The organism is Enterobacter sp. R4-368 (assembly GCF_000410515.1).
GTDB lineage: Bacteria > Pseudomonadota > Gammaproteobacteria > Enterobacterales > Enterobacteriaceae > Kosakonia.
Map to the genome: position 1 here is coordinate 618,863 of NC_021500.1, position 20,688 is coordinate 639,550.

General features: G+C 52.8%; 14 protein-coding genes and 2 pseudogenes. 9 read left to right on the forward strand and 7 right to left on the reverse strand.

The features are described 5' to 3' along the window. Window positions 1–28: 28 nt before the first annotated feature. Entirely contained in the window at window positions 29–664 is a 636-nt protein-coding gene (locus H650_RS02825; RefSeq protein ID WP_016496194.1) for a LysE family translocator, read from the reverse strand. A gap of 109 nt (window positions 665–773) precedes the next feature. Between H650_RS02825 and H650_RS02830 the strand changes: the two genes are divergently transcribed. The 6 genes from H650_RS02830 to dmsD all read left to right on the forward strand — a co-directional run bounded on the left by H650_RS02830 (window position 774) and on the right by dmsD (window position 6,788). Then, window positions 774–1,691: a LysR substrate-binding domain-containing protein gene (locus tag H650_RS02830; protein ID WP_044489366.1), complete on the forward strand. Its 918-nt coding sequence runs from the start codon at window positions 774–776 to the stop codon at window positions 1,689–1,691. Window positions 1,692–1,777: 86 nt separating this feature from the next. Next, window positions 1,778–2,059: a DUF1161 domain-containing protein gene (locus H650_RS02835; RefSeq protein ID WP_016496196.1), complete on the forward strand. Its 282-nt coding sequence runs from the start codon at window positions 1,778–1,780 to the stop codon at window positions 2,057–2,059. A gap of 151 nt (window positions 2,060–2,210) precedes the next feature. Next, complete coding sequence (gene ynfE / locus H650_RS02840) at window positions 2,211–4,649, forward strand: selenate/tellurate reductase subunit YnfE (RefSeq protein ID WP_016496197.1); 2,439 nt, start codon at window positions 2,211–2,213, stop codon at window positions 4,647–4,649. A gap of 10 nt (window positions 4,650–4,659) precedes the next feature. Beyond that, the gene (locus tag H650_RS02845) at window positions 4,660–5,277 is read left to right on the forward strand and encodes a DMSO/selenate family reductase complex B subunit (protein WP_016496198.1); all 618 of its coding nucleotides are present in this window, start codon (window positions 4,660–4,662) and stop codon (window positions 5,275–5,277) included. Window position 5,278: 1 nt separating this feature from the next. Continuing rightward, window positions 5,279–6,136: a DmsC/YnfH family molybdoenzyme membrane anchor subunit gene (locus H650_RS02850; RefSeq protein ID WP_016496199.1), complete on the forward strand. Its 858-nt coding sequence runs from the start codon at window positions 5,279–5,281 to the stop codon at window positions 6,134–6,136. Window positions 6,137–6,176: 40 nt separating this feature from the next. Next, window positions 6,177–6,788, forward strand: a complete 612-nt coding sequence (dmsD, locus tag H650_RS02855) for a Tat proofreading chaperone DmsD (protein WP_016496200.1) — start codon at window positions 6,177–6,179, stop codon at window positions 6,786–6,788. Window positions 6,789–6,984: 196 nt separating this feature from the next. Here the strand turns inward: dmsD and H650_RS02860 are convergent, their stop codons facing one another. Then, window positions 6,985–9,768: an RHS repeat domain-containing protein gene (locus H650_RS02860; RefSeq protein ID WP_016496202.1), complete on the reverse strand. Its 2,784-nt coding sequence runs from the start codon at window positions 9,766–9,768 to the stop codon at window positions 6,985–6,987. Between the two features lie 1,031 nt (window positions 9,769–10,799). Between H650_RS02860 and H650_RS25115 the strand changes: the two are divergent. From H650_RS25115 to H650_RS25640, 3 genes and pseudogenes are all read left to right on the forward strand, one after another. After that, window positions 10,800–11,829, forward strand: a pseudogene (locus H650_RS25115) (IS3 family transposase). Window positions 11,830–12,179: 350 nt separating this feature from the next. Further along, window positions 12,180–13,136 carry a sensor domain-containing diguanylate cyclase gene (locus H650_RS02875; RefSeq protein WP_016496206.1) on the forward strand — a complete coding sequence of 319 codons (957 nt, stop codon included), beginning with the start codon at window positions 12,180–12,182 and terminating at the stop codon, window positions 13,134–13,136. A gap of 42 nt (window positions 13,137–13,178) precedes the next feature. After that, the gene (locus H650_RS25640; RefSeq protein WP_189660092.1) at window positions 13,179–13,397 is read left to right on the forward strand and encodes a hypothetical protein; all 219 of its coding nucleotides are present in this window, start codon (window positions 13,179–13,181) and stop codon (window positions 13,395–13,397) included. A gap of 139 nt (window positions 13,398–13,536) precedes the next feature. Here H650_RS25640 and H650_RS02880 read toward each other — a convergent pair. The 5 genes and pseudogenes from H650_RS02880 to ynfL all read right to left on the reverse strand — a co-directional run. After that, window positions 13,537–14,010: pseudogene (locus H650_RS02880) on the reverse strand (RHS repeat-associated core domain-containing protein); the annotation flags it as partial. 586 nt (window positions 14,011–14,596) lie between these two features. Beyond that, window positions 14,597–17,422 (reverse strand): RHS repeat protein, encoded by a 2,826-nt coding sequence (locus tag H650_RS02885; protein WP_016496209.1) that lies wholly within the window; start codon window positions 17,420–17,422, stop codon window positions 14,597–14,599. A 96-nt stretch (window positions 17,423–17,518) separates the two neighbouring features. Then, window positions 17,519–18,214: a dethiobiotin synthase gene (gene bioD / locus H650_RS02890; protein ID WP_044489367.1), complete on the reverse strand. Its 696-nt coding sequence runs from the start codon at window positions 18,212–18,214 to the stop codon at window positions 17,519–17,521. Window positions 18,215–18,339: 125 nt separating this feature from the next. Beyond that, on the reverse strand, window positions 18,340–19,560 hold the full coding sequence (mlc, locus tag H650_RS02895; RefSeq protein ID WP_016496211.1) for a sugar metabolism global transcriptional regulator Mlc: 1,221 nt from the start codon (window positions 19,558–19,560) through the stop codon (window positions 18,340–18,342). Between the two features lie 129 nt (window positions 19,561–19,689). After that, window positions 19,690–20,586 carry a multidrug efflux transcriptional activator YnfL/SxtR(Kp) gene (gene ynfL, locus H650_RS02900; RefSeq protein ID WP_016496212.1) on the reverse strand — a complete coding sequence of 299 codons (897 nt, stop codon included), beginning with the start codon at window positions 20,584–20,586 and terminating at the stop codon, window positions 19,690–19,692. Window positions 20,587–20,688: the final 102 nt, after the last annotated feature.

Below are 20,688 nucleotides of genomic sequence, written 5' to 3' on the forward strand. Positions count from 1 at the left end.
ATAACTTAGGGCAATGACTTCTTTGTGGCTATGCCTGGTGGCTGGCGAGTAACAACAGCGAATAGCCTGCGCCGCCCACACCTGTTAGCAATAAAATCAACGATGAGAAGGTAGCAAAACGCCCACTTTGCCTCGCGGGTAACCAGCGTTTAACGGCCAGGATATAGAGCGTTAAGACACTAAAATCCAGCACTACCCAGATGGCGGTAAGCAACGTGATGCTGGCGGCGAAATCACCGGTAATGCCGGTAAACTGCGGGAAAAAAGCGATAAAAAACAGAATATCCTTTGGGTTAGCGATGGCCGTCATAAATCCCGCAACAAACCCGCCCTGCCCGCTATTGTGGGTCATCCCCGTGCCTTTTTCACGCCGCAAGGCGCGCAATGCCTGCACAGCGCTAATCGCAATAAAGAGCGAACCCGCCATTGCTACCAGATTTAGTAGCCAGCCCGAGAGCGTGACAACGCCCGCCAACGTTAACCCCGCCAGTGCGATTAATACCAGCGAGGCCAGATTAGTGCCTGCCAGCGTTAAAAACGCGCGCGCGTGATTGCCTCGCGCTGCCGCCGCGCACACCAGCGCCACCACCGGCCCGGGCGTTGCCAGCAACGTCACTACCACACCGATGTATGTTCCCAGCAACACCACATTCAGTGATCCCATCCTCTCCCTCCTTTTATTTATTGACGAAGTATCACCGGAAAGCGCGGGTCTGAAAAACGAGTTAAACTGCCGTTCGCTATGCAAAAAACTCATAATGGATAACGAACAAATGAACCAAAACCTGCCGCCACTCTATGCACTACGGGCGTTTACCGTTGCCGCGCAAATGGCATCATTTAGCCAGGCAGCCCTTTTTCTCAATGTCACCCCCGGTGCGGTAAGCCGTCATATTCGTACCCTTGAAGAGTGGTTTGGGTGTCGTTTGTTTCTGCGCCATGGCCCGAAAATTACCCTGACCGACGCAGGAAGCCAGCTGGCTGTTCGTTTACAGGACGGTTTTTTGCAACTGGAAAATGCCTGCCAGACACTGCGCAGCCACCAGCATCAGCTGCGGCTCAAAGCCCCATCGACGCTGACAATGCGCTGGTTATTAGATGTATTAAATGCCTTTCGCCAGCAGCACAGCACACCGCAGATTGAGATCAGTAGTGTCTGGATGGATATCGATACCGTCGATTTCCGCACCGAACCCTTCGATTGCGCCATTCTGCTGGGTAACGGCCATTTTGGTGAGTACACGCAAAGCCTGCGCTTATTTGATGAGTGGTTGATCCCGCTCTGCGCCCCGGCGCTTAAAGCGCTGGCGCAACGCGAGCTGAGCAGTTGCGCCTTGATCCATCCGTCGCGCGATCGCCGCGACTGGCGGCGCTGGCAAGCCGGGAGCGGTTTATTTCCCACGCTCGTCCCTGGCGGCGGCGCGGTTTTTGACACGCTGGAACAAGCCTACCAGGCGGCGATCGGTGGTCATGGCGTGGCGGTCGGCGATCTGCTGCTCAGCCTGCCCGCCCTGGCGCAAAATCAGCTAACGCTGCCCTTCCCGCAAGCAATAAGCACTGGCGACAGTTACTGGCTGGTGTGGCCCAAAGATTCGCCGCGCAAAAAGAATATTGACCGTCTGGGCGAATTCCTGCTCACCGCCGTCCCGGTCGATTTCCCGCCGGAGGTGGAGCTATTAAAACAGCGATAGCGGCTTATTCAGATGATTCAGATATTTACCTTTTGCAGCCATCGCAGGTGCTAAGCTTAGTGCGGGTAAAACAGAAGGAGACGAGGATGCATTATTCACGTTGGCTTTGCGCATTACTGCTGGTGGGTGCTGTGCCGGCGTTCGCCGCGCCGGACTCATGCGAACGGGTTAAAACCGATATTCAGCAACGTATTATCAATAATGGCGTGCCGGAAACGGGATTTACGCTAACCATCGTGCCTAATGATCAGGCTGACCAGGCAGGTTCGCAGGTCGTCGGTCATTGCGCCAATGACACCTACAAAATTCTCTACACCCGCAACAGCGGCGCCGCTCAGCAGAGCGAAGAAAGCGCCGGCGCGCAGTAAATAAAATCCCCCTTCATTTCAGGGGGATTTCCCTCAACTTGATCACGCTTAAGATTCTTCTACTCCCTAATGATTAACATGATCACTTCATTAGCCTGCTTTTAATACACCAGGCAATTTCTTTTTATTATAAAAAATAATGGAGTGAGCTATGTCCGATAGTGAATACCAGGGAGGGATCAGCCGACGAACGTTGGTGAAATCCACCGCTTTAGGATCGCTTGCGCTGGCCGCCGGGAGTTTTTCCCTGCCCTTTGGCCTGCGTTCTGCCGCCGCTGCCGTGCAACAGGCGATGCAACCCGCGCCAGACAAAGTGGTGTGGGGAGCCTGTTCGGTCAACTGCGGTAGCCGCTGCGCGCTGCGTTTGCACGTCCGTGACAATGAAGTTTACTGGGTCGAAACCGATAATACCGGCGAGGATATCTACGGCAATCATCAGGTACGCGCCTGCCTGCGCGGCCGTTCTATTCGCCGCCGCATTAACCACCCGGATCGCCTGAACTACCCCATGAAACGCGTCGGTAAACGTGGAGAAGGCAAGTTTGAACGTATCAGCTGGGACGAAGCACTGGATACTATCGCCAACAGTTTGAAAGACGTGGTGCAAAAATACGGCAACGAAGCGGTCTACATTAATTACTCCTCCGGCATTGTCGGCGGCAACATTACCCGCTCTTCCCCTTCGGCGTCGATTATTGCCCGCCTGATGGCGATGTATGGCGGTTTTCTCAACCAGTACGGCACTTACAGCACCGCGCAAATCTCCTGTGCGATGCCTTACACCTACGGTTCCAACGACGGTAACAGCACCTCGGATATCGAAAACACCAAACTGGTGGTGATGTTCGGTAACAACCCGGCGGAAACCCGCATGAGCGGCGGCGGCATTACCTATTTCCTCGAGCAGGCGCGTGAACGCTCAAATGCGCGGATGATCGTTATCGATCCGCGTTATACCGACACGGCCGCCGGACGCGAAGATGAGTGGGTGCCCATTCGTCCAGGTACCGATGCCGCGCTGGTTGCCGGTATGGCGTGGGTGCTGATTAACGAAAACCTCGTCGACCAGGCGTTTCTGGATAAATATTGCGTCGGCTACGACGAAAAAACGCTGCCTGCCGATGCGCCCGCCAACAGCCATTACAAAGCCTATATTCTCGGCCAGGGCGAAGACCGCATCGCTAAAACACCGCAGTGGGCATCGCGTATCACCGGTATTCCCGCCGATAAAATCATCAAACTGGCGCGGGAAATTGGCAGCGCCAAACCGGCTTATATCTGCCAGGGCTGGGGGCCGCAGCGCCAGGCCAATGGCGAACTGACCTCACGCGCCATTGCCATGTTGCCGATCCTCACGGGTAACGTCGGCATCAACGGCGGCAACAGCGGCGCGCGTGAATCCACCTACACCATCACCATTGAACGTATGCCGATGCCGGAAAACCCGGTGAAAACCTCGATTTCGTGCTTTACCTGGACCGATGCCATTGCGCGCGGCCCGGAGATGACCGCCAAACGCGACGGTGTGCGCGGCAAAGATAAGCTTGATGTGCCGATTAAATTTATCTGGAACTATGCCGGAAACACCATTACCAACCAGCACGGCGATATCAACCGCACTCACGACATTCTGCAGGACGACAGCAAGTGCGAAATGATCGTGGTCATTGAGAACTTTATGACCTCATCGGCGATGTATGCCGACATTCTGCTGCCAGATTTGATGACCGTCGAACAGGAAGACATTATCCCCAATGATTATGCCGGGAACATGGGCTACCTGATTATCCTCCAGCCCGTCACCGCGCCGAAGTTCGAACGTAAACCGATTTACTGGATAACCAGCGAAATCGCTCGCCGCCTGGGACCGGATATTTACCAGAAATTTACCGAAGGCCGTACGCAGGAAGAGTGGCTGAAATACCTGTACGCCAAAATGGTCGCCAAAGATCCACAGCTGCCCGCTTATGAAGACCTGAAAGCGATGGGTATTTATAAGCGCAAAGATCCGAACGGCCACTTTGTTGCCTATAAAAAATTCCGCGACGACCCGATCGCCAACCCGCTGAAAACCCCCTCCGGCAAAATTGAAATTTACTCCAGCAAGCTGGCGGAAATTGCCAACAGTTGGGAACTGGATAAAGACGAAGTGATTAGTCCGCTGCCGGTTTACGCCTCAACCTTTGAAGGCTGGGACGATCCGGCGCGCGAAAAATTCCCGCTGCAATTATTCGGTTTTCACTACAAAGCACGCACCCACTCCAGCTACGGCAACATCGATGTGTTGCAGGAAGCGTGTCGCCAGGAGGTGTGGATCAACCCGATCGACGCCGAACGGCGCGGGATCAAACAGGGCGACATGGTGCGCGTCTTTAACGACCGCGGGGAAGTCCGTATCGCCGCGAAAGTGACGCCGCGCATCATGCCGGGCGTCAGCGCCATGGGCCAGGGGGCCTGGCATCAGGCCAGTATGGACGGCGATCGCATTGACCACGGCGGCTGCGTGAACACGCTGACCACGCACCGGCCTTCGCCGCTGGCGAAAGGCAACCCGCAGCACACCAATCTGGTCGATATTCAAAAGGTTTAAGGAGTAGCCGATGACAACCCAGTATGGATTTTTTATCGATTCTGCCCGGTGCACCGGTTGTAAAACCTGCGAACTGGCCTGTAAAGATTACAAAGACTTAACCCCGGATGTCAGTTTCCGCCGCGTGTATGAATACGCGGGCGGTAACTGGCAGGAAGATAACGGCGTCTGGCAGCAAAACGTCTTTGCGTATTATCTGTCGATTTCCTGCAACCATTGTGAAGATCCGGCGTGCACCAAAGTCTGCCCGAGCGGTGCAATGCATAAGCGGGAAGACGGGTTTGTGGTGGTGGACGAAGATGTCTGCATCGGTTGTCGCTACTGCCATATGGCCTGCCCGTACGGCGCGCCGCAATACAATGCGTCAAAAGGTCATATGACCAAATGCGACGGCTGTTATGACCGCGTTGCAGAAGGGAAAAAGCCCATCTGCGTGGAATCCTGCCCGCTGCGCGCGCTCGATTTCGGCCCGATTGACGAATTGCGTAAGCAACATGGCGAACTGGCCGCTATCGCCCCGCTTCCGGCATCGCACTTCACGAAGCCCAATATTGTCATCAAACCAAACGCCAACAGCCGCCCGACGGGGGATACCACCGGCTATCTGGCAAACCCGCAGGAGGTGTGAGATGGGAAACGGATGGCATGAATGGCCGCTGGTTCTGTTTACGGTGCTCGGTCAGTGCGTGGTGGGCGGATTGATTGTGACTGGCTTCGTCTGGATGAACGCCAGAGATGACAATAGCGGCCAGGTGCGGATTGTCCGCAGCCAGTTTTTGCTCTGGGTGTTGATGGGCATCGGTTTTATCGCCTCAATGATGCACCTCGGTTCACCGCTGCGCGCGTTTAACTCGCTAAACCGCATTGGCGCCTCGTCACTGAGTAATGAAATTGCCGCCGGATCGCTGTTTTTCGCCGTCGGCGGTTTCTGGTGGCTGCTGGCCTGGCTTGGCAAACTGCCAGCCGCACTGGGGCGCGGCTGGCTGATTATCAGCATGGTGCTGGGGGGACTGTTTGTCTGGGCGATGACGCAGGTTTACCAGATTGATACCGTGCCGACCTGGCATAACGGCTACACCACCGCCGCATTTTTCCTCACTATGTTGACGGGCGGGCCGCTGCTGGCGGCGTTGCTGCTGCGGCTGGCGGGTATGCGTTTTCCGGCCCCGCGTTTTGCCGCCATCAGCGTTGCGGCACTTATCGCAAGCGTTGCCGTGGTAATGTTGCAGAGCATGCAGCTTGGCGAAACCCACAGCTCAGTGCAGCAAGCGGTCGCGCTGGTGCCGGATTACGCCCTGTTGCAGGTGGTGCGTTTACTGCTGGTCGCCCTCGGTCTCGGTTGCTGGATCTGTCCGCTTGTAATGCGCAGACAGCCGAAAGCCAGCAGCTTGCTGGTCGGCGTTGTGCTGGTGGTAGCCGGTGAAATCATTGGCCGTGGTCTGTTTTACGGCCTGCATATGACCGTTGGCGTTGCCGTCGCGGGTTAATCACAATGCGCGGGGAAACCCGCGCTTTTCAGGAGAAAGCATGACGGACGCAACCCGCGAGTCTTTTATTTTTACCGCCCGCGTGCTGGGCGCCCTTTTTTACTATCCGCCGGAGAGCGAACCCTCCGCGCCGCTCGTCGCCGCGCTACGCAGTCGCGAGTGGCTGGAACAGTGGCCTTTACCACAAGAGGCGCTTATTCCGCTGGCAGAGGCGTTTGCGCAACCATGTGACGAGCCGCTAAATGAGGCCTGGCAACGATTGTTGATCGGCCCGTGGGCGCTACCCGCGCCGCCGTGGGGTTCGGTCTGGCTGGATAAAGAGAGCGTGTTATTTGGCGACTCGACGCTGGCGCTGCGCCAGTGGATGCGCGACAACAATATTGCGTTCAATAGCGGGCAAAACGAGCCGGAAGATCACTTCGGCACCTTGCTGCTGATGGCGGCGTGGCTGGTGGAACAAGGCAAAAACAACACCTGCGATCAATTACTGGCCTGGCATCTGCTGCCGTGGAGCGGGCGGTTTCTTGCCGAGTTCTGTGATAACGCGCAGCACCCTTTTTTCATGGCACTCGGGCAACTGGCGCAATTAACGCTGGCGCAGTGGCAAGAGCAGTTGCTTATTCCGGTGGCGCAAAAAACGCTGTTTCGCTAACGCATCTATTTCAGATGCGCTGAGGAAAATCTAAAAGCAGAAAAGATCCTGTACATCGGGTACTAACAGTAAAAGCCAGGCTGCTGTGTATTTTCCACAGAGTGCCTGTTTCGTGTCTAATGCCTGAAACGTAAAAACAAGTATGCCTCCCTGAATCATTGATTAACTCCGGGAGGCTATCATGGCAGTGCAAAATTTAATCGGCACTATAAATTTTATTAACAGGATATTTTTTTCTCACCACATGCCTTATTTCAGAAAAGGTTATAGGATCAAAAGCTTCGTTTTTCCTTCTTTTTTCAAGATTGGCCCATGGTCTTTTGTTATAATCCTCAGATTCAACACGACTGCCATCAAAGAACATCATAAAATCCACCTCTTTAATCGGCGAACTACCGCTATATACCCAGTCCAGCCCTAATTTAGAAAGCTTTCTGAAAAAAACATTTTTTAGAGCATAAGAAACCATTTCCAGATTAAACTTAGCGCCTTGCATGTTATCGATTCTCTCCATTTTCTTATAGCCGGCTTTATCGCTTTTTTTAAACTCTTTCGCAAAATCCTCCATTGCTTCTTTAAACGGCACTTGTACGACGCCTATTCGAGTAAATAAGTTTCCCTGGTCGTCCCTGTAGTTTTTCGCTAACGATTGCAGCAACGTATTTTTTTTACTCTTCGCTTTCATATACTCTGATAAAGAAAAATATTTATAATTTTTCTTTAAAAACGCAGACCAACTACTTAATAATTGCTTAGCATAATCGTCCGATAATGCAGGATTTTCTTTCTGTAGGCTTTTTATATTCGCGGAACCTACTGGAAGCCCTTTTTTAATTTTGGGGGCAGTTTCATGTAAATTTTTAAAGTCAATATTAAATGCGACATTAAGCGAATCTATTCTTAAATGCCCACTTTCCCCTCTTATCTTAAGGTATTCTTCTCTTGAGGATTCTGTACCATAAATTAAATTGACACTGGAACTAGCATTACCACCATTGTCTATATAACTGCCCGGATTATTATGAACCATTCTGAACAGATTCAGCCCGTCCACCGTCCCCGCAGGATCCGCGCTCAGCCACCGTCCCGCCCACGGCTGATAATAGCGGTAGCCGTAGTAATACAGCCCGGTGGCGTCCTGCTCTTTACCTGAATAGCGGATGGTCTTGTAATCCGCCTCCAGCTGGCTGCGCGCGGCAAACAGCGCCGTACCGCCAAACGGGTAATACTCCTCCTGGCTGATAAGCTCGCCGCTGGCGTCCACTTCGAGGCTGCTGCTGCCGGTGAGGTTGTCGTAGCTGTAGCGAGTCTGGTCATTGCTGATGCCTTCAGGCTGCCCGCTCTCCCAGTGCAGCACTCGTACCTGGGCGCGTCCGGCCACGCCGACGGTTATCACCTGTAACGCCTCTGTGGCGCTGCTGCGCAGTTCCAGACCCGGCAGATAAACCACCCGTCTGGTCTGCGTGCTGTTGCCGGTCAGCTGCGAGGTGATTTTCACGATGCGCTGGCTGCTGGCGTCGTAACGGTAACGTTCGCTGTCGTCCGCGGCACCACTGCGGGTGACGGGCGTGACCTGCTGAAGTTCCTGACGCGCCGTCCACAGCAGGCTCTGCCCCGGTAAAAGCTGTTGCTGCTGGCCACCGGCAGTGAACAGCGCCTCCACATCCGCCGGGTTTTCCGTAAACGTGCTGAGCACCGCCCGGTTGCTGCGGTCGGATACGGTGATGCTGGTGGTGTAGTTGTTGCCGGATGCGGGCGCGCTGTGCTGAATTTTCGTCAGATTACCGGCGTTATCGTAGTTGTAAGTGCGGGAGTAGTTCGTGTACGTGGCGTTATCGAAGGAGGTGACATCAGGCAGGTTACTGTTCTGCTGTACCACATTTGCCATTTCGCGTCCGCTGGCGCTGACCAGCTGGTACAGGCTGTCGTAGGCGTAGTGATTTTCGGGAACCACTTTCTGATTTCGCCAGAAACGCGTCTCCTCAGCATCATTAGTAATCACCAGCACATTGCCCACCGGGTCGTACTCGTAGCGCAGGTCCTGCAGCACTTTTGCCGGTGTCATACGTTCCGTTTTAATGCCAACAAGGCGCTGCGTTTCCGCTTCATACGAATATGTGGTCACCACGCCGTTGCCGTGCTCCTCGCGCAGCTTCTGCCCGGCAGCGGACCAGGTCAGGGATTTCACAATTACCTGCTCGGAACCGCCACTGACTGTCAGCCAGCTGCCTTTCAGCAGCCCCGCCACGTCATAGGCCACGCGCTGCATATTACCTCTGGCATCGGTGGTGGTGAGGACATTCCCGGCCGCGTCCACCGTGCTGGTTGTGGTGTGGGTTTCGCCCGCCAGCAGGTCGTTCCACGCGGAAGCATCCGCACCCTGCCAGTCTGCGTCGGTATCGTCCGGCAACAGCTGGCGGGTGACGGCAAGCGGTACGCCGCTCAGGGAAATACTGGTTGTAGAAAGCAAACCTGCCGGGTCATAGTGGCTGACAGGCTGGCCGGCAAGATTGTGGCTCTGTTCATCCACTGAATTCCCACTCCAGATAAATCGTTCAGTGACTTTTCCCTGCCCGGTAATGCTGAGCAACCGCCCCGGCAGGTCTGCTGCTTCATACTGAAAAGTGCGGGTAACGGCGGCGCTGCGGTCATTCTCTGGACCAATATTGCTGACCTGCAAAAACGCCCGCCCGGAGGCGTCATTCAGGGCAACCGTGGTTCCGGCATCGGCACTCTGCGTACGCAGCGGCGCGCCGTTCAGGTCGGGGAGATAACTGAAATTCGCCCGCCCGGCGGCATACAGACGCGGGTCAGCACTTTGTGACGGTAAACCGCGCGCGTCAAACTGATGGCGGATGATACGCTCATCGGTGGTGTCCGGCGTTTCCGGATGGCGGTGATAAACGATGTCACGCACCGCCAGGCCACGGTTATCCAGCACCGTGACCGACGGGGTTTTACTGTAAAGGGAAAGACTCATGGAATACTCCGTTAGATGTTAGGCAACCAAAATGGTCACCGAAAGTATAGTTGACGGCCTCTGCAAAGTTTGTCGGATTTGATTTATATGTATTATCTGGCTCACCAGGGGTGAGTCCTATACAAAAGCAGCTGTCGATCAACATTAATTAAATATCACGACTCATATTTCCCGCGTCATTTTATATTAACAACACCACTAAATATAGCTAATCACCCCAACAAGATAACCAACTATCAGTAGAATTACGCAGCAGGAATCACTGCGGTATAAATATATTTTTTAATATATTTATAGTTCGCTTCAGCCGCGATAAATTCTGGTTTCTTCTCCAGAAATGGAGGGGGATGATATCTATCAAGAAAGAGCCCATGAAATGGGCACGCTTGAACCCATTCGATTTTACAACGTCTGCTATGCGAAATTTTATTCCCGACGGGAATAAAACCTCACCCTCATGCGGTAATGCTGATGATGGTGCAATCCAATGCCCCCTGGCAGCTGCTGGAGCATCCAGGATAAGAAGATGCGTGTTTAAAAAAGGCAACCCAATTGATGCGCTGGCGTAATTTTCCTGTTCAATTTCATTACCAACCGTTGAATACAGCGCTTCATCCTTAGCACCTTCTGGATAATCAAAGCCAATACCACGAAAAAGGAGTCGGCCATATTTTTTCGTTTGTTGGATGTTTCGCCAAATCAGACTTTAAGGAATTTTCGAACAATGTCATGCTTTTATTAAAAGCCCCCCAGAAAAGAAATTTGTTTTTAATAAATCCCAATTTATAAATTCCCGCTTTAAAACTTTATGCTATTTCTGACTTAAATCACCTGTTCTAAGGCGCTGATTAATAAGAGCGTAACTCTTAGTAGTATATAATTCCACTGCAGCCTGCTCACCATATTTCAGCCCCATCTTTTTAGCCGTTGGTAGACGGCGTGGAAATTCCCTTGACCCTGACCCGAAATCCTGCGCCATTCAGAAACAGAATGCCGGCATGATCTACACTCCCTATACGGAAGTGGGGCCGATGAAAAAATCACGATTCACCGAAGAGCAGATTGTTTTGCCCTGAAGCAAGCGGAACTGGGGGCGTCCGTGCCGGAGGTCTGCCGTAAGCTGGGTATTTCCGATGCCACGTTCTATACGTGGCGCAAGAAATATGGCGGGATTTCGCCCTCAGAACTGAAGCACATGCGTCAGTTGGAAGAGGAAAACCTGCGGCTGACGAAACGGGTGGCCGATCTGAGCCTCGACAAGACCATGCTGCAGGATGTGCTGGCAAAAAAGAGCTGACGCTGGCGCGTCTGCGCGAATGGGTCCGGGGCCCGCAGGCACACTACAGTGCCAGTGAGAGGCAGGTCTGTTTTGCGCTACGGATCAGCCGCAGCTCTTTCCGCTACCGCTCTGTGGCGGCCGATGACAGCGCCCTGCGCCTGCGTATCCGCGAGATAACCGAAACCCGGGTTCACTATGGTTACCGCAGGGTTCACGTCATGCTCAGGCGGGAGGGCTGGGGGGAGAATCATAAACGCATTTACCGACTCTACAGCGAGCAGGGCCTGTCCCTGCGTCTCAAACGTCCCCATCGTAATAAGTCGGCGCAGCGCCGCCGGCTGCGTCTGCTGACGGTTATCGATTTGTTCACACGCGAATGTCTGGGGATCTGCGTTAGCCAGAATCTGCGCGCAACGGAGGTTGCGGAAATGCTGAACACCACTGCGCTCAGACGTCCCTTACCACAGTTGCTGAAAACCGATAACGGCTCTGAATTTGCAGGGAAAATGCTAGGTAAATGGGTGTATGAACGAGGGATCCGTATCGATTTCTCCCGACCGGGAACACCGACGGACAATGCCACGGTGGAGCCGTTCAATGGCTTGCTGCGACAGGAATGTCTGAACGCGAACTAGTTCATGTCCCTGGAGGATGCGCGGTGCAAAATCGAGGCCTGGCGCATACACTATAATCAGAGGCGTCCCCATTCTGCACTGGGCTGGATGACCCCGTCCGAATTCGCTGAGAAGTCTGCCGGTTGCCAGAATATGCAGCCAACATGAAGCCGGTTATTCCTGATTACGACTGGATCATATTCGGGGTCAGGGTCAACAGTCAAAATGCCCTGACAACCGCTCATTGAATCGCTACGGGTTATGCTGGCACCCCACCCCCACCAACCCGACGTTTTGTCAGCGATTCAGTGATGTTTAACTTTCTACTAAAAGAGGGGGTTGTGAGCTGAAAGGCTGCGACAGGAGAAAAGCAGGCGTGATCACATGTCGTGCGCCGCGTAGCAAGCAGGCGGTCAATTATCGTTTGAACTATATTGTTCTAATGACGTGGAAGGCTCAGCCAGTCTGGATGCAGTCAACGTAGCTGGCATAAAGCAAGTATATCTCTGCGAGGCCGTATGAAATTTCCAGGAATCCCCGAAAATGAAGAAGAACGATTAAAGTCTCTCCATCTGGCAGACCTGCTTGATACAGGTGCCGATGAACGTTTTGATCGTTTAACTCGCCTTGCAAAAAAGGTCTTCCAGGTGCCTGTCGTACTAATAAGCCTGCTTGATCGCGAGCGCCAATGGTTGCTTGCATGTGAGGGGCTGGGTATTAAGGAAACGCCCCGTAACATCTCTTTTTGTGGTCATGCCATTTTGCAGGAAGGCCCCTTTATTGTTAACGACGCAGCTAATGATGAACGCTTCCATGATAACCCTCTGGTGACGGGTGAGCCTTACATCAGATTCTATGCAGGCTACCCGGTACATCTGCCTGATGGACAGGTAGCAGGTACGCTTTGTCTGATCAATACCACCCCCCGTGGCTTTAACGACGATGATATTGCCTCACTCAAGGATTTAGCCTTTATTCTGGAAGATGAATTCAGGGTGATTGGAATGGCCATGACAGATAGCCTGACAGGTATCGCTAATCGTCGTGGCTTTTACAGGACGGGGGAAAAACGATTCCGCAGCCTTGCTAAAGATAATGCGGCATTTAGCCTTATCTTTTTTGATCTGGATAGATTCAAACCTATCAACGATCTATGGGGGCACGCTGAAGGTGATGAAGTATTAAAAGTATTCTCAGCGCTGTTGCACCAACATCTTGGTGCCGGAGATATCGTAGGACGTCTTGGTGGGGATGAATTCGCCGTTCTCGTTACGCAGCAGGCTCATGCTGATGCTTTCTTGAACAATCTCCGCAAGAGTGTGGATGAGTACAACAAAAAATCGGGTAAGCCGTACAACATTAATTATTCCTTTGGAATGTTGCATAGTGACGCGCGTCGTTACCAGTCGCTGGGGGAGATGCTTAAAGAGAGCGACGAGGTGATGTACTCCGCAAAGCGTCGTAAGAGGATATAAGCGCACATCTTTCATAACTTGTCCTCATGCGTTCAGTAACAGGTGAGCGGAAACAGATTCCGCTCGTTCTTTCATCATTCTCCCCTTCTCTCTGCATGTTTGTTACTGCACGAAGCCCACATCACCATCATCTGGACAGCGGATAATTCGGGGGTAAATACGCCGCCGAACACCGGTAATCAGATGCAGCCAGTGCTGCCAAACCCGGTGATTGTGGATCCGCTACCGGATAATACGGGTGACCTGCTCCCCATTGATTAATACACCGCGATGTTAGTAATGTTTTATATGACCCTGACCCCGAATATGATCCAGTCGTAATCAGGAATAACCGTGCAGCTTCGTAGTGCCCGAGCTCTTCATGAAGACGCGTTGCTGTATCCAACGCTCAGGCATTTGCTGGTGCCATTCCGTCGGGATCGTGCATTGTCACTGGGTTATTCTGTACAATCCTGAACAGATTCAGCACGTCCACCGTGCCTGTCGGATCTGCGGAAAGCCATCTACCCGTCCACGGCAGGTAATAGCGGTATCCATAGTAATAAAGCCCGGTTTCGTCCTGCTCCTTGCCGGAATAACGAATCGTTTTGTAATCCACCTCCAGCTGGCTGCGCGCGGCGAATAACGCAGTACCGCCGAACGGGTAATACTCTTCCTGACTGATTAGCTCGCCACTGCTGTCTATTTCCAGACTGCTGCTGCCGGTGAGGTTGTCGTAACTGTAACGAATCTGATTATTGGCGAAACCGGTGTACAGGCCGCTTTCCCAGTGCAGCACCTGTACCTGTGCGCGACCGGCAATGCCGACGGTTATCACCTTGAGAGTTTCCGCGCTGCTGCGCAGTTCCAGTCCCGGCAGATAAATCACCCGTTTTTCACCGCACTGGGGCAACTTGCGCGGCTTGCGCTCGCGGAGTGACAATCGCAGTTGCTTATTCCGATGGCGCAAAAACCGCTGTTTCGCTAAAAATACAAAACGGAACGTCTTAAGACGTTCCGTTTTAAAGAAATGGTGAATGATTATCCACCACACGCCATTTGTCATGTCAAAAATATTCTTTATGCTTCAACGTTTATAAATGACTAATTAGAGATATTGCATTTTATGTGAAAACTATGCAGTAATTCGCAATCATGTTTTTTATTAAAGCATGGGTTTAGCAACCGCTACAAAATAGCGCCTCTTTCCAATATTTAACCTGCTCACTAGAAAATCATCTAACTAAATACCGCAAAACTACGCAAAATATAGCCAAAAATCCATCCATCGAGACTTAAAACAACGCCTGAAAAAAATAAGCTTTGCACTAATAAAATAGAAATCAGGAACTTTACGTTATATCAGTACACAAACGATCTTCATAAAATGGTCAACCATCAGATATGTCCCGCCATTTTTATACGAACGTCTCTCTAACCACCAGTATGTAGTGTGGCTAGAGAGGTATCATTATAATAAATTAATGCGTTACACTTGGGCGCCTGAAGTTACGCGCTTTTTGGTTCACAAACTGTCTATATAATTCTTTTTTATCCCTGTTTTTTTGCGTTGAGTAAAAAAGCAAAGCTGTTGCATGTGCAAATGTATCAGCATTTGTTTGAGCTAAACGCTCATAGTCTTGTACTGAAGCCTGGTAAAACGTAGTTTGCTGTTCTTCAGGAACTTCCCCTCTGGCAAGTAAATAAAGCGGATGATAACTTAATTCATTAGGCTTTTCCTTATATGCGGTTACATAAATAACATCTTTGGTATTTGCCACTGCATGTGAAAACTCATGAATGACTGCGGTTACTGGAAAGTTTTTTCCGAAGCGTGCCTCATGTTTTTTTATGGCTCCTTTGTTAAATTCCATATATTTCAAATTTTTTAAATTCTTGTAATTTTTATTAATTTCAGAAACTTTGTTTTTCTTTTCTTTTACATCCAAATCCAGAGATTTCGCTCTCGCCAGAGTTTGTATATATTTAGTATATTCAATCGAAGCAACCTTATTTACTCTTGCAACAATATTTTCATCATCAATAATTTTCGCATTTTTTGAGGCATCAAACTCCCTGGCGTAAAAAATAGCACCTTCTATCATTGACTTCCAGATATTGATTGTTTGTGCGGAGGCGTTTCCATATAATGCTTCTGCAACCTCAGTAATAGCCGTTGATTTTCCCTCATTCAAAGTATCGAGAGCGCCTTCAAGAAATTTCGTTGCTTTTTTAATAGTGTGCTGAATTTTAGATTCAAAAGAGAAAGAGAAAGAGAAAGAGAAAGAGAAAGAAAATTTCCCATCACTATCACTCAGAGTCATTGGGTTATTTCGTACCATTCTGAAAAGGTTTAATCCATCCACCGACCCTGCCGGATCAGCCGAGAGCCACCGTCCCGCCCACGGCTGATAATAGCGGTAGCCGTAGTAATAAAGCCCGGTTGCATCCTGCTCCTTGCCGGAATAACGAATCGTTTTGTAATCCGCCTCCAGCTGGCTGCGCGAGGTGAATAACGCCGTGCCGCCGAACGGGTAATACTCCTCCTGGCTGATAAGTTCGCCACTGCTGTCCACTTCGAGGCTGCTGCTGCCGGTGAGGTTGTCGTAGCTGTAGCGCACCGCGTCATTGCTGATGCCTTCAGGCTGCCCGCTTTCCCAGTGCAGCACCCGCACCTGCGCGCGTCCGGCCACGCCGACGGTTATCACCTGTAATTCTTCGGCTGCGCTGCTGCGCAGTTCCAGACCCGGCAGGTAAACCACCCGTCTGGTCTGCGTGCCGTTGCCGGTCAGCTGCGAGGTGATTTTCACGATGCGCTGGCTGGCGGCATCGTAGCGGTAACGTTCGCTGTCGTCCGCTGCACCACTGCGGGTGACGGGCGTGACCTGCTGCAGTTCCTGACGTGCCGTCCACAGCAGGCTCTGCCCCGGTAAAAGCTGTTTCTGCTGACCACCGGCAGTGAACAGCGCCTCCACATCCGCCGGGTTTTCGGTGAGTGTGCTGATTACCGCCCGGTTGCTGCGGTCGGATACGGTGATGCTGGTGGTGTAGTTATTGCCGGATGCGGGCGCGCTGTGCTGAATTTTCGTCAGATTACCGGCGTTATCGTAGTTGTAAGTGCGGGAGTAGTTCGTGTACGTGGCGTTATCGAAGGAGGTGACATCAGGCAGGTTACTGTTCTGCTGTACCACATTTGCCATTTCGCGTCCGCTGGCGCTGACCAGCTGGTACAGGCTGTCGTAGGCGTAGTGATTTTCGGGAACCACTTCCTGATTGCGCCAGAAACGCGTCTCCTCAGCATCACTGGTGATGACCAGCACATTGCCCACCGGGTCGTACTCGTAGCGCAGGTCCTGCAGCACTTTTGCCGGTGTCATACGTTCCGTTTTAATGCCAACAAGGCGCTGCGTTTCCGCTTCATACGAATATGTGGTCACCACGCCGTTGCCGTGCTCCTCGCGCAGCTTCTGCCCGGCAGCGGACCAGGTCAGGGATTTCACAATTACCTGCTCGGAACCGCCATTCACCGTCAGCCAGCTGCCTTTCAGCAGCCCTGCCACGTCATAGGCCACGCGCTGGATATTACCTTTCGCATCGGTGGTGGTGAGTACATTCCCGGCGGCGTCCACCGTGCTGGTTGTGGTGTGGGTTTCGCCCGCCAGCAGGTCGTTCCACGCGGAAGCATCCGCGCCCTGCCAGTCTGCTTCGGCATCGTCCGGAAGCAACTGGCGGGTGACGGCAAGCGGCACGCCGCTCAGGGAAATGCTGGTCGTTGAGAGCAAACCTGCCGGGTCGTAGTGGCTGACAAGCTGACCGGCAAGATTGTGGCTCTGTTCATCTGCGGAATGACCGCCCCGGGCGAACCGCTCCGTGACGCGCGCGCTGTCGCCGGCAACCTGCTCGGTAATGCTGAGCAACCGCCCCGGCAGGCCTGCACCTTCATACTGAAAAGTGCGGGTGATGGCGGCACTACGGTCATTCCCTGAGCCAATATTGCTGACCAGCAAAAACGCCCGCCCGGAGGCGTCATTCAGGGCAACCGTGGTTCCGGCATCGGCACTTTGCGTGCGCAGCGGCGCGCCGTTCAGGTCGGGGACATAACTGAAATTCGCCCGCCCGGCGGCATACAGATGCGGGTCGGCACTTTGTGACGGCAAACCGCGCGCATCAAACTGATGGCGGGTGATGCGCTCGTCGGTGGTGTCCGGCGTTTCCGGATGGCGGTGATACGTGATGTCGCGCACCGCCAGGCCACGGTTATCCAGCACCGCAACCTGGGGCGTTTTACTGTATAGGGATATACTCATAAGATTCTCCGCTTAAATTGTCTACTTTTGCATCAAATGCAATAAAGAGTATAAGCGGAGAAACAGGAACAGCGAGCTGTGAACGAACGGCCCGCGTCAGGCCAGAATACGGTCGGCAACTAACATGCCAGTCGCCATTTGCAGATTGATGTATTGCGCCAGATCACGCTGTTCCGGGCGCGGCAAATACGGCAATTCACCGACCAGCGGCGCGGGAAGTTTTTTGCTCAGCACATTGATAATTTCGGCATAGTGCGCAAGCCCCGGATTGATGCGGTTCGCCACCCAGCCAATCAGCGGTAAGCCGTCGCTGGCGATGGCCTGCGCGGTCAGCAAGGCGTGGTTAAGACACCCTTCCTGAATACCCACCACCATAACCACCGCCATCTGCTCCTGCACCACCCACTCCGAAAGCGGGCGTAAGTCATTCATTAAGCTACGCCAGCCGCCAGTGCCTTCCACAACCACGTGATCGACGCGATTGCAGAGATCAGCCAGGCCATTCGATAACAGGGTGTAATTGATGGGGCAACTGTGCGCGACGCTGCTCTCTTCTTCGCTTAATGCGATGGGGTTGACCGCCTGGTAAGGCAGCTCCAGTGACGAAACGCTTTGCAACACCAGCGCGTCTTTATTGCGCAGCCCTTCCGGCGTCTCTTTGCTCCCTTTGGCAACAGGCTTGTAACCCGCCACCGTTTTACCACTGGCTGCCAGCGCCTGGAGTAGCGCGCGGGACGCCACTGTCTTCCCGACAGAAGTGTCTGTACCCGTTACAAAGAAACGCTTAAGCATCACTCATCCCACCGTTGTTCTACGAAAATATAAACCAGGAAAATAATTCAGTGGGGAAAGTCTAAGGTAACTGCCTGGGGGCAAGATTGAGGTAGCGCAATTTTTATGGCAACAGTGTAAAAATGTTACCCCTGCAACAAACGGATAAGTAAAGATCCGTTATACATCGCGTCTTTTACCAGCGCCGCACCGGCCATGGTGCCTTGGTTGGTAAATTGCGTGCTTTCCACGCTAATGTGCTGGCTGTATGCGGGCAACGCCTGCTGGCGAATGCACGCGGCAATGGCGGGAAAAAGCACGTCTGCCGCTTTGCTGAGCGGCGATCCAATCAGTATTTTTTGCGGGTTGAACAAATTCACCATGATGGCCAGAATGCGTCCAATGTTCGCACCCACGCCGCTAATGATATCTTTCGCCAATAAATCGCCCTGCTGCGCAGCCTGGCAGAGCCACTCCACGGTCAGCGGTTTTTGGTGCAGCATCGAACTCATTGACTGGCTCATGCGCAACTGCGCCAGTTCCAGCACGCTCTCGACGCTGGCGATGGTTTCAAGGCAACCGTGGTTGCCGCAATAACAGCGTTTGCCGTAGGGATCAACCTGCGTGTGGCCAATCTCCACCAGGCTGCTGCTTCCCGCATGCAACAAGCGCCCGTCAGTAATAACCCCCGCCCCAACGTTGTGATCGATAACCACCTGGATCACATCCCTTGCTCCGCGCGACGCGCCAAACAGGGCTTCGGCCATCGTCCATGCGCTGATGTCATGCTGGACATACACCGGCACGCCAGTGTGCTTTTCCAGCGCTTCACCCAGCGGCATATCTTTAACATCGTCATAAAAGGGCATGCGATGAACGATACCATTTTCGGTATCAATAATGCCGGGCAGCGTAATCGCGATGGCGGTCAAACGTTCCAGTTTGTTCTGATGGCGGGTAAAGAAGCGGTCAATATGCAGAATAATGCGATCCAGCAGCGGTAGTTCATCCACCAGCGCTAACTCAAGGCGGTCTTCGACGACCAGTTTGCTGCTCAGATCGCGCAGGGAAAGAAAGATCTCTTCCCGGCTGATGCGCAAAGAAAGGTAGTGCCAGGCTTCGGTCTCAACCACCAGCCCGACCGCCGGACGCCCGCGGCTGCCAGGCTCCTGGATTTCCGTCTCCTGCACCAGGTGGGCTTCGAGCATTTCACGTACTATTTTCGTAATACTGGCCGGAGCAAGTTGCGCCAGGCGTGAGAGATCGATGCGCGATACCGGGCCAAGCTGATCAATCAGGCGGTATACCGCCCCCGCATTGGTCTGCTTTATTTGATCAATATGCCCAGGCTGACTATCAGCAACCACCTCTGACTCCCTTATTTTCACGCTTCGAAATAAACGTTCGGCTATGGTGAAACACTTCACTGGTCGCCGTCAAATATTTACCCCGGCGTGTGATTTACAGCACATTTTGCAATGACTTATGTGCAAAATTTATCCGTCAGCAGCGGTGATCAACTGCTGCTTAAAGCGGGCGGCAGCGCTGCCCTGCTCATGATGTTTTGACCAGACTAACCACATTTCTGATACCGCATCCGCTTCAATAATCGGCACCCAGCGCATTTCCGTTAGCTGCACACGCCGGAATGACGCCGGTAAAATCGACACCCCTAACCCGGCCGCCACCAGGCCGATAATGGTCATCGCTTCGCCCACTTCCTGCGTAATCGTTGGCGCCAGCTGATAACGGCGCATCAGGCCGAGGATCTCGTCATACAGACCAGTACCAACATGCGGATCGAAAAAGACAAACGGCTCCTGTGCCAGTTCCACCAGCGACACCGCCGAACGCGCCGCTAAAGGATGATCTTTGTGGATCATCGCCAGCAACGGCTCACGCAGGATCACATCCCAGGCCAGCGTCTCCGGCAACGGCGTGTTACGCATCAGTCCCAAATCCAGCAGCCCTTCATTGAGCGGTGAAATTTGTTCGCGGGTGTTGATTTCGCGTGTCTGGATATGTACATCCGGGTAACGCTGGCGGAACGAAGAGAGCGTGTCGGAGACCGCTTTTATGAACGGTGCGGAGGAGGTAAAACCAATGCGCAGCTCCCCGGTTTCCCCCTGGTGTAGTCGCATGGCGCGTGCGGCGGCTTCATCGACCTGGCTTAAAATTTGCCGACTATCTGCCAGAAACTGCCGCCCGGCAGGCGTGAGTGACACACTACGGTTGGTGCGGGCAAGCAAGCGCGCACCAACTTGTTGTTCAAGGATCTGAATTTGCTGGCTTAACGGCGGCTGCGAGATATTCAGCCGCGCCGCCGCATGACCAAAATGCAGCTCCTCGGCAACGGCAATAAAGTAACGTAAATGACGCAGTTCAATATTCATATTTAATACATATTATTTGAGATTATTAATATATTAGACAGAATATTGCCACTTTCATACCCTTAGCGACGTGGTAAGCCCGTCACCAAAATCACGGGTATA

Bases quoted from the DNA above. Each gene is read 5' to 3' on its own strand.
- H650_RS02825 (WP_016496194.1), bottom strand. From the start codon at position 664: ATGGGATCACTGAATGTGGTGTTGCTGGGAACATACATCGGTGTGGTA.
- H650_RS02830 (WP_044489366.1), top strand. From the start codon at position 774: ATGAACCAAAACCTGCCGCCACTCTATGCACTACGGGCGTTTACCGTT.
- H650_RS02835 (WP_016496196.1), top strand. From the start codon at position 1,778: ATGCATTATTCACGTTGGCTTTGCGCATTACTGCTGGTGGGTGCTGTG.
- ynfE (WP_016496197.1), top strand. From the start codon at position 2,211: ATGTCCGATAGTGAATACCAGGGAGGGATCAGCCGACGAACGTTGGTG.
- H650_RS02845 (WP_016496198.1), top strand. From the start codon at position 4,660: ATGACAACCCAGTATGGATTTTTTATCGATTCTGCCCGGTGCACCGGT.
- H650_RS02850 (WP_016496199.1), top strand. From the start codon at position 5,279: ATGGGAAACGGATGGCATGAATGGCCGCTGGTTCTGTTTACGGTGCTC.
- dmsD (WP_016496200.1), top strand. From the start codon at position 6,177: ATGACGGACGCAACCCGCGAGTCTTTTATTTTTACCGCCCGCGTGCTG.
- H650_RS02860 (WP_016496202.1), bottom strand. From the start codon at position 9,768: ATGAGTCTTTCCCTTTACAGTAAAACCCCGTCGGTCACGGTGCTGGAT.
- H650_RS02875 (WP_016496206.1), top strand. From the start codon at position 12,180: ATGAAATTTCCAGGAATCCCCGAAAATGAAGAAGAACGATTAAAGTCT.
- H650_RS02885 (WP_016496209.1), bottom strand. From the start codon at position 17,422: ATGAGTATATCCCTATACAGTAAAACGCCCCAGGTTGCGGTGCTGGAT.
- bioD (WP_044489367.1), bottom strand. From the start codon at position 18,214: ATGCTTAAGCGTTTCTTTGTAACGGGTACAGACACTTCTGTCGGGAAG.
- ynfL (WP_016496212.1), bottom strand. From the start codon at position 20,586: ATGAATATTGAACTGCGTCATTTACGTTACTTTATTGCCGTTGCCGAG.